A 13275-nucleotide genomic window follows, 5' to 3' on the forward strand; every position below is an offset into this window, starting at 1 on the left:
TCACTTTTTCTCCATCACGCATTGCAGCGGATGCTGGTTTTGGCGGGCGAAATCCATGACCTGGCTGACTTTGGTTTCGGCGACTTCGTATGTAAATACGCCGCACTCGCCGACCCCGTGATTGTGAACATGCAGCATGATGCGCGTGGCATCATCCCGGTTCTTCTGGAAAAACCGCTGCAGGACATGAACGACGAACTCCATGGGTGTGTAGTCGTCGTTGAGGAGCAGGACACGATAGAGGCTGGGTTTCTTGGTCTTCGGCTGCGTGCGCGTGACCACAACGGTGCCGTTTTCCGGACCATTCCCGCCGTCGGTCTTGCTTTGCATGACTATATCGAGATGCCTCATGAAACCTATTACCCGGATGCCCATCTGCCTGACCCAACTTGCCCTATTATGTAGGTCGTCATGTGGTGATTTTAAGCCCTTCACTGGCACTTGCAACCGGGACTTATTGCAATAACGCGGCTTGACACAGTTATGTGGTATCTCGAATTGAAGGGCGTTCTTTATAAAATAGCGGTCTAAATGCCTGAGTTCTCAAATACAGACCAGGCTAACTGTCCCCCAAAAAACTCCACCCTATAGAAAGCGGAATACAAATTGTCATTTCGACCTATGGAAAAAAATACTATTTTGCACATATAATGAGAACGATAATAGGTGCATTTTATATAATATTAGAAAGCAACTTTTTAACGCATACTTATTTCAAGTCGCTGCCCCTCCCCCTCCTATACGATAAGGCAGCAGTAAAAATTAAACTCGCGAAAGCGGTTTTTTTTGTTGTTATCGCCCCCTTCGCCACGAAAGGGGGATTCCCGTTCAATGACACATCTGCGTGAACGCCAAAAAGGGCCCTATCGATACCCGCTACCGGTCCCGTTGCCCGCTCCCAAATTTTTCCGAAATTTATGAACAATGCGGTTACCATAAACGGATTGGTAACGCTGATGGCAGTAGGATCACCGAATTAGACGCTGTGTGCCTTTTGTGCCGCAGTTTAAAAAATCCGGGATACAGGTAGGTCATCATCGTGCGTACCGCATTTAGTAAAGTCGCATATGCCTTGAAAAGAGCGGCACAAGCCACCCTTCTTCTTGCAGTTGTAACGGGGTGTTCGACAGCTTCGACAACAATACCGGCGATAGCGGCGGGTGACCGATACGCAGCCATCGTAATTGATGCGAACACCGGCAAGACGCTGTTCGCCTCGAATGCGGATGCACAGCGCTATCCTGCCTCCCTCACCAAGATGATGACCCTCTACATGCTGTTCGAGGCCATGCAGGCAGGTCGCATGAGCAAGGATACCCGTATCCCCGTTTCCGCTTATGCGGCTGCGCGTCCGCCCACGAAAATCGGTTTCCGTCCGGGACAGAGTATCCGTGCTGAAGATGCAGCCCTGGCCATGATCACGAAGTCGGCCAATGACGTAGCGACAGCGGTTGGAGAATATCTCGGGGGGTCGGAAGAACGCTTTGCCCAGATGATGACCGCAAAGGCGCGTCGTCTCGGCATGCGCAACACGACTTTCCGTAACGCGTCGGGCTTGCCGAACATGGCGCAGCATACAACTGCACGTGACATGGCAATCCTCAGCATTGCGCTTCGCCAGCATTTCCCGAATGAATTCTCCTATTTCTCGCGCCGCAGCTTCGTTTTCCGCGGCCAGACCATCAATGGTCACAACCGTTTGCTCGGTCGCGTTGAAGGCGTCGACGGCATCAAGACCGGCTATACCAATGCATCCGGCTATAATCTGGCCTCATCGGTCAGTCTCGACGGCCGTAGGCTCGTGGCAGTCGTGATGGGCGGCAATACCGGCGCAAGCCGTGACGCCCATATGGCGCAGCTCATTCGCAAATATCTTCCTATGGCGACACGTAGCCGTAACGCTGCTCCGCTCGTAGCTATGCGCAACGATGCTCCGCAGGTCGTCGCCTCGGTCGATCTTCCCAAGGCGAAGCACGCGCCCGTTCCGGTGACACGCGAGGCCGCGGCTGTGGAAGATTTCATCAACAATGAAAGCGGCGAAGGCGACAGCGATCAGCCACAGGTTCTGGCGCTCGCAGCTCCAACGGCTCGCCCTGCGGCGCTCGCCGCACAGGCTGCGATCCGTCCAACGCCAAAGGCAGCTGTTCCATCAGCGCAGGCTCAGGACGTCGATCCGGTTACAACCGCATCTGCGCCCGCTGCTGGTGGCTGGGCCATCCAGATCGGCTCCCTGCCGAGCGAAGGCCAGGCACGTGACATGCTGGCCAAGGCGTCTGCCACGGCAGGGGGCACCCTGCGCGCAGCGTCTCCCTATACCGAGACGTTCAGTAAGGGCAGCGCAACTTTCTACCGCGCCCGCTTTGTCGGCTTCTCTTCCAAGCAGGCTGCATGGGACGCATGCGCCTCGCTCAAGAAGAAAAATTTCGGCTGCTATGCGGTCGCGAACTAATCGATAGCGAGGAGGAGGCTCGCCTCCTCGTTGCCAGCTTCAAACCCGAATTTGTAGTGCGTAGAGGGTTTCGAGATGTCAAATATGAGAGAAACTTTCGGTCAGTCTCCGTTCAAAACTGTCGACTGGACACCGGATGAAGGTAAGGCATCAGCGCTCGGCGCGCTGTTCTCGGTGCAAGGCCTCAAGCAGGCCGCATTGCGAATCGCGGATGTAAGGCGCGGTACTGGCTTTCAGACCCGCGATCTGGTCGGACTGCTCGTCTGCCATGCGGCGCGCAACAAGCGCCTGGTTCAACCGCGTGCGTCCATGCGCATGACCTTGCCGGTGAATTTCGATAGGGTTTCAGTCCGCCTGACGATAGAAAACTGAAACTTCACAGATAGAACGAAAAGGCCCTGCCGTTTAAAAGCAGGGCCTTTTTCATGGATAGGTCACCTCTACAGCAATCCGAGCGCCGCCAGTTCCTGCCGCAATTCTGCAGGTAAGGCAGCCCTGCCTGCCTTACCGGCGGACTCGTCACGCGGGACTTCATTGTCATTCAGATAGCGCCAACCCTGGAACGCACGGCGCGGCTGCCACTCGGTCGGAATGACCTTAGGCTCCAAAACCAGATGACAGCGATTGATACCCTGCTCATCCGTGAACGGGCGCACATCCAGCAATCGCTGACGGCATTGGACATTACCCTTGATAACCCAGTAGAGCGAGCCGCCCTCCAGCAGCTCGTCGATCCGCTTGGGCACCATCCTCGTTGTATGGAACTGTTCCGGCACGAGGCCGGCAGCGCGCTGTTCCGCCAGGCGAAAATCGATCCAAGCCGCAAGATCTTCAATACTGTCGCAGCCGACGCAAAGTTTAACGAGATTGAGAGCCATACAGGTGATTTAGCCAAGACGAATGCGAGCTTCAAGCCGGGGCACCGCATTCTGCCAAGAATTGCTGATCAACAGGCGACCACGTTCACCGCGAGACCGCCTTGACTGGTCTCCTTGTAACGCTCGCTCATATCGTGGCCGGTCTGACGCATCGTCTCGATACAGGCATCCAGCGGAACAAAATGCTTGCCGTCGCCCTTTACGGCGAGCGAAGCGGCAGTGACAGCCTTTACAGCGCCGAGCGCGTTACGCTCGATGCATGGCACCTGAACAAGCCCGGCAACCGGATCGCAGGTCATGCCCAAGTGGTGTTCAAGCGCTATTTCGGCAGCATTTTCAATCTGTTCGGGCGACCCGCCGAGCACGGCTGCGAGACCGGCTGCGGCCATGGCCGATGCGGAACCCACCTCGCCCTGACAGCCGACTTCCGCGCCTGAAATCGACGCGTTGTGCTTGATGACCCCGCCAATCGCGGCAGAAGTCAGGAGAAAATCCCTTATGCCTTTCTGATCGGCATCATCATGAAAATGCAGGTAATAACGCAGAACTGCCGGCACAACACCAGCGGCACCGTTGGTGGGAGCAGTGACTACCCTGCCGCCCGACGCATTTTCCTCGTTGACGGCCATCGCATAAACGGAAAGCCAGTCATTGGCCAGCAGTGGGTTGCTGCGGTTATTGCGCCAATCGTCCTGTAGCTTGTCGTGAAGCTGGCGCGCACGACGGCGAACATTCAAGCCACCGGGCATCACACCATCGCGGCTCAATCCCCGCTCGATGCAGCCGCGCATGGCACCCCAGATGCGATCAAGTCCGTCATCCAGATCGCCGCGGGCCATATGCTTTTCTTCATTGGCTCGCTTCATTTCAGCAATCGACAGCCCACTATCATGGGCCATCTCAAGCATTTCGGCAGCACTTCGGAATGGGAACGGCACGTCGGCCTTGTCGTCCTGCTTCGCTCCACTACGCTGAACGCGGCTCAGTTCTTCTTCCGTCACGACAAAGCCGCCGCCGATGGAAAAATATGCGCGACGCAGCAAGAGATTATCGTCGGCGTCAAATGCGGAAAAGGCCATGCCATTGGCATGTCCCGGCAAAGGTGTCTTCCGATCCAACACCAGATCGACTTTCGGATCGAAGTGGTAGACTGGATGCCCTTGCGGGTCCACCTTCTTCTCAGCAAAGACCTTTTCGACTTCAACATCCATGATGTCGGGGTCAATCGTATCCGGCAGATGACCGCACAGCCCCAGGATAACGGCGCGGTCCGTTGCATGCCCTACACCTGTATAAGCAAGAGAGCCGTGCAGGCTCGCTTTCAGACGGTGAATCTTGGAATGTGCCGGCCTTGGCCAGTTCCCGCCGATCACCTCGTTGAGAAACATGCGTGCAGCCGTCATCGGGCCCATCGTATGAGAACTGGAAGGCCCAATGCCAATCTTGTAAAGATCGAAAACCGACAGAAACATTCCACACCTTCTGCAGCCGTCATAAGGCTGATTGATTCCTGGTCGCAGCGCCGCTCGCGATTTGCCCGATCATCCATATTAGACAAAAATGGGCAAAAAGTCGCTAACGCGGAATCCGCGCATTTCTATCAGATAGTTGTAGGAAAGGATCAACGCAAACGGAATGCCGAAATGCGGCATCAAATTTCCGGAATACGCAATGCCGCCTGACTTCTAGACGGAGAACAGATAGGCCATGAGAATGACAGCAGCGAGACCAATGACTGCCCAGAGCGTAACACCCCAGCAGGATTTTTGAACGGTTTCGTCCATGGAAATTTTGGCAACCTTGTTGTGCAACTCTTCTACACAGCGCCCTTCACAACGCTGTTACCGATCATATAGCTTCGTGATCACCGGAACGCAACGATGAAAAACGGCTGAAATGCGGCATCGAATTCCACGCGCCGGGCACACAATCCGACTATACATTTATTATCAAACGGTTACCGAACGATAACGTTAATGAAAGCTTTAAAGTGACGGCGAAAATGCGGCATCAGGGTTGAGGCAAAAGCATATCTGTCTTGCCAGCCAGCCAATAAGCGGCCAGTCCTCCCCACTCACGCATGGCTACGCTGAACCGCGAAAGCGCTTCGTTCGGAGATTCGAGATAAAGGGCAAAGTGCTCGCTGGCGCGCGTCTTGAAGTCCACCGGCCAGGCCACAACGTCGAACCCTGCCTTGCGAAAACATCCGATGGATCGCGGCATATGATATGCCGAAGTGACCAGAAGCCACGTTTCACCGGGCTTCGGTTGAGCCAATTCCTTCGAGAAAACCGCGTTCTCGACGGTATTTCGAGATTTGTTTTCAAAAATATAGCGCTCGCCGGAAAAGCCAAGATCGGCAAGCATCTGCCGGGTGCTATCCGCTTCTTTGGCGGATTTTTCAAAGAATGCGCCCTCGCCGCCAGATACAATGACTTTGGCGTCGGGGTATAGTCGTGCCAGCCGCATTGCTTCAAAAATGCGATCAGCCGCGCTGTTCAACTCAAAGCCTTTGCGACCCGCATTGATTTCGCCATTCATATAGCCGCCCAGCACGACGATCCCGTCCACACGTTGCGGCATCGCATCCGGCTTTGCGAAACGATCTTCCAAAGGAGCAAGCAGAACGGCACCCAACGTCGTAAAGGCGGCAAGAAACAGCGTGGCCAGTGACAGCGCCAGCAGCCCCATGCTGAAACCGCGCATACCTCGCCAGATGGCAAGAAAAGCAATCAGCACGAGAACAGATATTATCGTAACGGGTTGAAAAAACAGCCAAAAAATTTTCGACAGACTATAAAACAACCAAGCTCTCCAATATCTGCCATTTACCTGCGCCAGCGCCAGCACGAATCCGTGTGCTTCCGCATACTATAGAGTTGCAAATGGCTGTGTTAGAGATTTGCCGGGAATCGAAAAACGCCGGACATTGCTATCCAGCCGAAAGGAACCATGTCTAACATCACCCACCAGGATACCGCATCCTCGTCCCGGGTTCGCCTTGGGCGCATCGACATTGCGCGCGGAATTGCGCTGATCGCGATGGCGATCTACCACTTTGGCTGGGATCTCGAGTTCTTCGGCTATATGGCGCCAGCAACGACTGCTCACGGCGGATGGAAACTTTTCGCGCGCTGCATCGCGTCGAGCTTCCTGTTTCTGGTGGGCTTTAGCCTTGTCCTGGCGCATGGCAACGGAATCCGCTGGAAGCCGATGGCGAAACGGCTGGCTCAGATCGTTGTAGCGGCGGCGGCGATTTCAGCCGTCACATGGTATATTTCTCCGGACAGTTTCATTTTCTTTGGCATCTTGCACCAGATCGCTCTGGCAAGTGTACTCGGCCTTCTGTTTCTGCGCCTGCCCGCCATTGCAACCTTGATCGTCGCAGTATTCGTCATCAGCGCTCCGCTTTTTGCGCGGGCCGACATTTTCAATCATCCAGCATTGAGTTGGGTGGGGCTTTCGACCGTAACGCTGCGCTCCAACGATTACGTACCGCTGTTTCCATGGTTCGGCGCAGTCCTTGTCGGAATAGCTGCCGCACGGGTTTTCCAGCGCTTCGGCTGGCTGCAGCTTTTGGCTGGCGGGATCAAACCACGCTTTCTTGAAAAGCCGCTGACCTTCATAGGCAGGCACAGCCTGGCCTTCTATCTCATTCATCAGCCTGTGCTGATCGCAATGGTTTACTTGTTCTCGCAGTTGATGCCCCCGGCTCAGCCGACGCCGCGAGAAGCCTTCACGCAGTCCTGCGTGGCTGCATGCCTGCAAAACGGAAGCGAACAGCTATGTCAGCAGTTCTGCGGCTGTGTGGTGACGGAACTGGACAAGGCGAAACTGTTCGACGATGTCTTCAGCGGCAAAATCGATCAGGACAACAACAGCACGGTTCAAGCCATCGCACAAATGTGCTCTCCAGTGCCCGACACCCAGTAACCCAACTCAGGTATTGACGCCCAGTTCGGCGAGGCGCTCGATGCAGGACTCTTCGATCTGATCGAGTTCGCCCAGTGTCTCTTCAATGTCACGCCGCTTCTGCCGAAGATCAGCGCGTTTTTCCTCAACGCGCTTCATGAGCAGTTTCAGCTGCCCCGTTTCCCCGGGCGGCTCGCGATACATCTGAATGATCTCGTGAATTTCCGCGATGGAAAACCCAAGTCGCTTGCCGCGCAGAATCTGCTTCACCAGATGGCGATCGGCCGGACGGAACAATCGCGTACGGCCACGTCTCACAGGAGCGATCAAGCCCTCATCTTCATAAAAGCGCAAAGTACGGGTTGAAATACCGAACTCGCGCGTCAGCTCCGTGATCGTATAATATTCGCGCACCAAAACATTTCTGCCTTATATCAAGCGGACCATGCTCCAAACCAAATTGGATTCAGAGCTTAAGTTCTGCTCCCGCATTTACGTAAAAGTCAATATGCAACCGATGTAAACTACAATTCGGTTAGCTAGAATTTGGGCGAAGGCGGGACGGTCAACTCGATTTGTCAATCTCGGCGACAAGTGCGGTTCATAACAGCATTGTTCTAAAAAATCCCGCAATTGCGTTGGTTTCACCGCTTTCCGGCTTGCCATCATATTGCCGCTCATGCGTTATGAACTTGCGGAAACCAGCTACGAACGGCGATTCATGCGGCGCTCTATAAAATTTACTTTGATCGGACTTGTCGTCATCACCGTGATAGGCGCGAGCCCCTTTGCCGTGGAAGCAATCGTGGTCAAGATTGGGGAAGGTTCGATTCGTCAGCTCGCAAGGGATGGCAATTTCTGCAAGACCGACCAATGCGACGAAGGCATGAACTACGCGCTGGGTTTTCTCGAAACCAATTATGGCCTGTCGCCTCATGACGTCAAATGGTGTATGGGCGTCGATGTCATTTCACATTATGAGTTGCCATTCGGTAACGCACTGAAAACTTCAATAACGGACCGAATGTACCAACGGTGTGGCGACCCGAAACAGGACGAGCCACCTGGCGATTACTCGGATGAATAGAGACGCTCTTCATGAAGCGAATTGTGCGCATCGGTGCCTGGGTGATACTTCTGGCCATTCTGGCGGTTACGATCAGCCCGATCAATTTCCGCCCCGTCACCGGCGAACCAGCCGATCTCGAAAGGTTTGGGGCTTTCTTTCTGGTCGGCGCTTTGTTTGCGCTAGCCTACCCACGCCGTTGGATGGGCGTTCTTTTGCTGACGGTCGGCTGTGCAGCGCTTTTTGAACTGATGCAGCGTCTTGCTCCCGGACGGCATGGGGAGTTCATAGATTTCGTTTTCAAGGCTGCCGGAGCAGTGTTCGGCATCGCCGTCGGCTATGGCCTCAGCCTCATCCGCCCTTTTCGGCAGAACACCTGATCAGGCGGGAATAGCCTGCAGCCTGTCCCGCACGGATTCACGCATGAATTCCAGATGAATAGAGCGCAGAAGTGCAGCCAGATCGTCATTGGCCGCAGCATATCGGCTGGCACGTGTGGCCTCGCACATAAGGGCTGATATTTCTGCCGTTCCCAACCGCTTCCGCCCGGCCGCCACGGCTCGCCATGCCTCGATGGCAACAATCAAGGGCGCATGCGTAGCATCGCTCAATCCGGCAGAGCGCAACAGCGCAGCAAGAGCCGCAGGACGACCTCTGGAAATAATCGCACAAATCCGCGCGTCATCGAGGTCGGAAAGCGCAGCCAGCAGGCTGGCAAAAAAATCTATACGTCCGCCTGCAACGGCGCGAATGACAAAGCTGGTTGTAATCTCCCCGCGTAGACGCAGATGCTCGACCAGCGCCGGGAGTTCTTCCTGCGAACAGGTTTCCGCCAGATGCATCGATGCGCGAACTGTAGCATCTCCGACGATTTTATCGGCGCGACGTTCGCCCAATAGCATCTTCACCAGCGGGAGGGCCTGCAGGACCTCCCCCACTTTCACAGCCAGCAGATGACGGCATTCTGCCGGAAGATGTGGATGAGACAGCAGAGCCTCACGCACCACAGCATCATGTCCACAGCGTTCGCTCATGCGCCGGAACGAAATGGAAGCGATCCGGGCGCAACTGTTAAAGAGCATTTCAGCAACCGCGTCGTTACTTCCGAGTTCTGCAATTGCTGCTGAAACTGCGAATGAAACATGAGGTCGCGCGGCGATCAAAACCTGCATTGTTGGCGCACCATAGGCCACACGGTCGATCAGGTCGGCGTCGTTGAGAAGCGTTGAGCGCGCGAGGATATAGCCCGCAACCTCCGGCTGGTCAGCGACAAGCGCCGTTACAATATGCAGAGGCGAATGCACGCTGGTGGAGAGCACGTCCGCCATCGCCATACGTACTTTCGGAGAAGGATCATCAAGTAAAAGCGTCAACGCCGCTTCTGCCTGCGCGCGCACCTGATCCGGCTGGTGCTGGTCGACACATTGTCTGGCCAAATGTGCAGCCCGGACAACACGCGCAGATACCGGCTCGCAACGGCCAACAAGCGCATCTTTTTCGATATACATTCTGGCCCCGCTCCAGATCGTTCTTGTATTCGAAAAGCTTAAATTAAAATGGTTTACGAGCGGTTTACCATGTTTGTTAACCGCATTGTCGCAGCATGGAACCGAACGCACCCTTCCTCGTTGTACCGTTATAAAACGTAACGGAGACTCCAAATGGCTGATGAAAAGATCACCAACGACATCCAGCAGGCGCTCGAAAAGCAGATCGCTGACATGCGCAGTGAACTGAAACGTCTTTCCAAATCGCTGGCGTCCCAATCCGGTGACCTGAGGGAACGTGCGGAAGATGCGCTGGACGATGCATCCGGTCGTTTCCGTAACGCGGCGCAAGCGGTGCGTGAACGCGGCCAGGTGGTAGCCGAAACGGTGCGCGAGAATCCCGGTACGGCTACAACGCTCTTCGGAACTGCCGGTATTATCGGGATCCTTATCGGCGTCGCGATTGGTTGCGCCATTTCCGACCGACGTTAACCGCAAAATTCACAATACTGTGCCCGCGCTTTTGTCCAAGGCGCGGGCCTTTGCATGCGCTCTTTACGGAATGATCATGGTCTGCTAGCTCCACCTTATTGGCAATTCGCCACCGGTCGCAGCCTACCCGGTCAAAACAAGGACAAGCGCAATCATGCGCTGCAAGACTGCGACGTGGCTTGAAACAAAGGCACGTAAATGTCTGAAAAGACCATCTATTCCGACTTAAAACAGCTCGGCTCCCATGCTTCTGTGCCGCAGAAGCCGGAAGATGCCGTCCTCGAACGGGTTGCAAATCCGCAAGCGGGAACACCTTATTGCGTCCGTTTCACCGCGCCCGAATTCACCTCGCTTTGCCCGATGACGGGTCAGCCTGATTTCGCGCATCTCGTGATCGACTACGTCCCCGGGCAGTGGCTCGTGGAGAGCAAATCCCTGAAACTCTTCCTGTTCTCATTTCGTAATCACGGCGCATTTCACGAAGATTGCACCGTGACCATCGGCAAGCGGCTCGTGGACCTGCTGGAGCCCGAATGGCTCAGGATCGGCGGTTACTGGTATCCGCGCGGCGGCATTCCAATCGACGTCTTCTTCCAGACCGGAGCGGCGCCCCAGAATGTCTGGATACCGGAACAGGGCGTCCCGAACTATCGCGGCAGAGGGTGATCGGCCTATATCGGTTGTCGCCGAACGTTGCGATCCCTATTATAAAGGCTGGCGACATGGCCACATGAAAGCCTCTTGAAAGGACCTCCATGAAAAACTTAGCTATTCTGATTTCTCTGGTGGTTCTTGCCGGATGTGGGGGAGCCGGCAAGGCCGCGATGGACACGGGCAAGAGCTTCGATCGATTCGCCTGTATGTCGCGCAATTTCAAGGGAGAGCCGCCCTGTCCGCCGCAGGAAGGCACAAGCCAGCCAGCCCAATAAAACCAGAGAGGAGGCCTGTCATGGCTATCGAACCCAAGGATGTTCTGGATTTCTGGTTTTCGCCCCGGATGCGGGAAAACTGGTTCAGCAAAAGTGACGAGATCGACGCTGAAATTCGCGAGAAATTTCTGACAGCTTACGAAGATGCGCGTGCCGACAAACTGGAGCAGTGGAAACAGCAACCGGAAAGCGCTCTGGCGCTCACCATTCTTTTTGATCAGTTTCCGCGCAATATGTTTCGCGGCTCTCCCCGCTCATTCGAAAGCGATGGGCTGGCCCGTGATGTGGCCGCACAGGCGCTCGACCATGATTTCGACCGGCAGCTATCGCCTGACCAGCGCCAGTTCTTCTATCTGCCCTTCATGCATAGCGAACATCTGAACGACCAGAAGCGCTGCGTCGATCTTTATGAAAAGCTTGGCGATGAGTTCTCGCTCGGCTTCGCCCGTCAGCATCACGACATCATTGAGCGCTTTGGCCGCTTCCCGCATCGCAACAAGGTGCTCGGGCGCGACACGACCCATGAGGAAGCTGAATTCCTCAAGGAGCATGCTGGCTTCTGATCTTCAGAGCAGCCGATACGGTAAAATCCCGCGGCGGTCGTGATCGACCGCCAATCGGCTTTTCAGCGGGGGAACCGCCCGCTGCACACATTCAGCACGCTCACAGATGCGGCATGAAACACCGATCGGATCGAAGGCAGAACGCACTGCTATGTCGAGCCCATCGGCATAGACAAAATCCTGCGCATAGGCCACCTCGCAGCCCAGGGCGATGGCATAGCGGCGCTGGGGAGCGTTGAAGCCCCCTTCGCTCTTTGTCAGTTCTGTCGCAATGCAAAGGTAACGCGCGCCATCCGGCGTTTCAGCCAGTTGGCGAATGATCCGGCCCGGCGTCTCGAATGCCTGATGCACATTCCACAAGGGACACGCAGCACCGTAACGGGCAAATTGTAGCTTGGCTGCGCTATGCCGCTTGGTGATGTTTCCTGCCCTGTCTATGCGGGCAAAAAACACAGGCACACCCCGCTGACCGGAGCGCTGCAAGGTACTCAGACGATGCGCGACCTGCTCAAGACTGGCCCCGAAGCGTGACGCCAGAAGTTCCAGATCGTGGCGCAGTTCTTTTGCTGCTGAAAGAAAGGTTTGATAGGGCAGCATGAGGGCCCCGGCAAAATAGTTGCGCAAGCCGATCTTGCAAATCTCGACTGCCTCGGCAGAGCGAAAATCCGCCCGCCTGGCAATCGCACTCACAAGCTCTTCCATCTCCAGTTCGGCAATCTGAAACGCGATCTGGAAATTACGGGTTGAAGCGGGCGAATAGGGATTGAGATAAAGCACCCGCGCCTGCGCATCGAACCGGCGCAGAACCGCTTCTTCCGGCGCAGCCCGCGCAATATGCACACGGTGACGCTCCCCCATATACTGCGGCAGGGCCACACCGATGTCGCGTCCCGGAATGCTCAACTCGCTCGCCAGCTTTTCTGCGGCAATATCGATCTCATGTACGTAATTGTCGATAAAATGGAAAAAGTCGCGCACTTCCTCATAAGGCGCAGGCTCGGCTGCCGACGGAGCGCGACCCAATTGATTATCCAAACTTGCAAGCTGTTCACTGTTGCGGCGATAGGCTTGGTGGCAGGCGATCAGCGCATGGGCCAGCCCCGGCGCATTTTGCGTAATAAGCTTCAGCTCCTGCAGGTTCGGCTTGTAATTGTCGAAGACCGGATCGGCCAGCGCTTCGGAAACCGCAGATAGCAAACGATCGTCGTCCCCCAGGGAAATAGCACCGATGTCGATCTGGTAGTTTTCGGCCAGTGCCAGCAGGACCGCCGCCGAGACAGGCCGCTGATTATTCTCGATCTGATTGAGATAACTCGTTGAAATTCCAAGCCGTTCGGCAAAGCCCGACTGGGTTGCTCGATGCTGCTCCCGGATTTCACGTATCTTTCTGCCGATATAAAGTTTTCTTGGCGCCATTTTGCAAATTCGCATTTCGCTATTTGCAAATTTATAACTTACACAATCGCACCTTTTCAAGCTTTTCCGGAGCGCCTTCGGAT

15 protein-coding genes are annotated in these 13275 nt (G+C 55.3%); 8 read left to right on the plus strand and 7 right to left on the minus strand.

The features are described from left to right. Window positions 1–330 carry an ATP-dependent Clp protease adapter ClpS gene (clpS, locus tag OINT_RS06435; RefSeq protein WP_036565154.1) on the minus strand — a complete coding sequence of 110 codons (330 nt, stop codon included), beginning with the start codon at window positions 328–330 and terminating at the stop codon, window positions 1–3. Window positions 331–1039: 709 nt separating this feature from the next. On the opposite strand from clpS, the gene OINT_RS06445 reads away from it, so the two are divergent. Both OINT_RS06445 and OINT_RS06450 read left to right on the plus strand, forming a co-directional pair. Beyond that, entirely contained in the window at window positions 1040–2449 is a 1410-nt protein-coding gene (locus OINT_RS06445; protein ID WP_006466963.1) for a D-alanyl-D-alanine carboxypeptidase family protein, read from the plus strand. 75 nt (window positions 2450–2524) lie between these two features. Next, window positions 2525–2821: a hypothetical protein gene (locus OINT_RS06450; protein ID WP_006466964.1), complete on the plus strand. Its 297-nt coding sequence runs from the start codon at window positions 2525–2527 to the stop codon at window positions 2819–2821. A 68-nt stretch (window positions 2822–2889) separates the two neighbouring features. On the opposite strand, the gene OINT_RS06455 is transcribed toward OINT_RS06450, so the two are convergent. From OINT_RS06455 to OINT_RS06465, 3 genes are all read right to left on the minus strand, one after another. After that, on the minus strand, window positions 2890–3327 hold the full coding sequence (locus OINT_RS06455; RefSeq protein WP_006466965.1) for a DUF1489 family protein: 438 nt from the start codon (window positions 3325–3327) through the stop codon (window positions 2890–2892). A gap of 68 nt (window positions 3328–3395) precedes the next feature. Continuing rightward, complete coding sequence (locus tag OINT_RS06460; protein ID WP_006466966.1) at window positions 3396–4799, minus strand: L-serine ammonia-lyase; 1404 nt, start codon at window positions 4797–4799, stop codon at window positions 3396–3398. Between the two features lie 538 nt (window positions 4800–5337). After that, the gene (locus tag OINT_RS06465) at window positions 5338–6132 is read right to left on the minus strand and encodes a YdcF family protein (RefSeq protein ID WP_006471623.1); all 795 of its coding nucleotides are present in this window, start codon (window positions 6130–6132) and stop codon (window positions 5338–5340) included. 147 nt (window positions 6133–6279) lie between these two features. Between OINT_RS06465 and OINT_RS06470 the strand changes: the two genes are divergently transcribed. Then, window positions 6280–7260: a heparan-alpha-glucosaminide N-acetyltransferase gene (locus tag OINT_RS06470; protein WP_006466970.1), complete on the plus strand. Its 981-nt coding sequence runs from the start codon at window positions 6280–6282 to the stop codon at window positions 7258–7260. 6 nt (window positions 7261–7266) lie between these two features. Here the strand turns inward: OINT_RS06470 and OINT_RS06475 are convergent, their stop codons facing one another. Continuing rightward, window positions 7267–7653, minus strand: coding sequence for a MerR family transcriptional regulator (locus OINT_RS06475; RefSeq protein WP_006471625.1), 387 nt, complete (start codon window positions 7651–7653; stop codon window positions 7267–7269). 307 nt (window positions 7654–7960) lie between these two features. On the opposite strand from OINT_RS06475, the gene OINT_RS06480 reads away from it, so the two are divergent. Next, on the plus strand, window positions 7961–8326 hold the full coding sequence (locus OINT_RS06480; protein WP_006471627.1) for a hypothetical protein: 366 nt from the start codon (window positions 7961–7963) through the stop codon (window positions 8324–8326). An 11-nt stretch (window positions 8327–8337) separates the two neighbouring features. Continuing rightward, window positions 8338–8685 carry a VanZ family protein gene (locus OINT_RS06485; RefSeq protein WP_006466973.1) on the plus strand — a complete coding sequence of 116 codons (348 nt, stop codon included), beginning with the start codon at window positions 8338–8340 and terminating at the stop codon, window positions 8683–8685. On the opposite strand, the gene OINT_RS06490 is transcribed toward OINT_RS06485, so the two are convergent. Then, on the minus strand, window positions 8686–9813 hold the full coding sequence (locus OINT_RS06490) for a DUF2336 domain-containing protein (RefSeq protein ID WP_039852629.1): 1128 nt from the start codon (window positions 9811–9813) through the stop codon (window positions 8686–8688). Window positions 9814–9966: 153 nt separating this feature from the next. Between OINT_RS06490 and OINT_RS06495 the strand changes: the two genes are divergently transcribed. The 3 genes from OINT_RS06495 (at window position 9967) to OINT_RS06505 (ending at window position 11776) form a co-directional block, all read left to right on the plus strand. Continuing rightward, the gene (locus OINT_RS06495; protein WP_006466974.1) at window positions 9967–10284 is read left to right on the plus strand and encodes an ElaB/YgaM/YqjD family protein; all 318 of its coding nucleotides are present in this window, start codon (window positions 9967–9969) and stop codon (window positions 10282–10284) included. 198 nt (window positions 10285–10482) lie between these two features. After that, complete coding sequence (queF, locus tag OINT_RS06500; protein ID WP_006466975.1) at window positions 10483–10950, plus strand: preQ(1) synthase; 468 nt, start codon at window positions 10483–10485, stop codon at window positions 10948–10950. A gap of 283 nt (window positions 10951–11233) precedes the next feature. Further along, window positions 11234–11776, plus strand: a complete 543-nt coding sequence (locus OINT_RS06505; protein ID WP_006466977.1) for a DUF924 family protein — start codon at window positions 11234–11236, stop codon at window positions 11774–11776. Window positions 11777–11779: 3 nt separating this feature from the next. Here OINT_RS06505 and OINT_RS06510 read toward each other — a convergent pair whose 3' ends face one another. After that, window positions 11780–13192: a helix-turn-helix domain-containing protein gene (locus tag OINT_RS06510; RefSeq protein WP_006471630.1), complete on the minus strand. Its 1413-nt coding sequence runs from the start codon at window positions 13190–13192 to the stop codon at window positions 11780–11782. Window positions 13193–13275 lie beyond the last annotated feature (83 nt).

Source organism: Brucella intermedia LMG 3301 (assembly GCF_000182645.1).
GTDB lineage: Bacteria > Pseudomonadota > Alphaproteobacteria > Rhizobiales > Rhizobiaceae > Brucella > Brucella intermedia.

Excerpts from the sequence above, each read along its gene's own strand:
- OINT_RS06450 (WP_006466964.1), top strand. The coding sequence starts at position 2,525 with ATGTCAAATATGAGAGAAACTTTCGGTCAGTCTCCGTTCAAAACTGTC.
- OINT_RS06505 (WP_006466977.1), top strand. The coding sequence starts at position 11,234 with ATGGCTATCGAACCCAAGGATGTTCTGGATTTCTGGTTTTCGCCCCGG.
- OINT_RS06480 (WP_006471627.1), top strand. The coding sequence starts at position 7,961 with ATGCGGCGCTCTATAAAATTTACTTTGATCGGACTTGTCGTCATCACC.
- OINT_RS06460 (WP_006466966.1), bottom strand. The coding sequence starts at position 4,799 with ATGTTTCTGTCGGTTTTCGATCTTTACAAGATTGGCATTGGGCCTTCC.
- clpS (WP_036565154.1), bottom strand. The coding sequence starts at position 330 with ATGCAAAGCAAGACCGACGGCGGGAATGGTCCGGAAAACGGCACCGTT.
- OINT_RS06510 (WP_006471630.1), bottom strand. The coding sequence starts at position 13,192 with ATGGCGCCAAGAAAACTTTATATCGGCAGAAAGATACGTGAAATCCGG.
- OINT_RS06490 (WP_039852629.1), bottom strand. The coding sequence starts at position 9,813 with ATGTATATCGAAAAAGATGCGCTTGTTGGCCGTTGCGAGCCGGTATCT.
- OINT_RS06470 (WP_006466970.1), top strand. The coding sequence starts at position 6,280 with ATGTCTAACATCACCCACCAGGATACCGCATCCTCGTCCCGGGTTCGC.
- OINT_RS06495 (WP_006466974.1), top strand. The coding sequence starts at position 9,967 with ATGGCTGATGAAAAGATCACCAACGACATCCAGCAGGCGCTCGAAAAG.
- OINT_RS06455 (WP_006466965.1), bottom strand. The coding sequence starts at position 3,327 with ATGGCTCTCAATCTCGTTAAACTTTGCGTCGGCTGCGACAGTATTGAA.
- queF (WP_006466975.1), top strand. The coding sequence starts at position 10,483 with ATGTCTGAAAAGACCATCTATTCCGACTTAAAACAGCTCGGCTCCCAT.
- OINT_RS06485 (WP_006466973.1), top strand. The coding sequence starts at position 8,338 with ATGAAGCGAATTGTGCGCATCGGTGCCTGGGTGATACTTCTGGCCATT.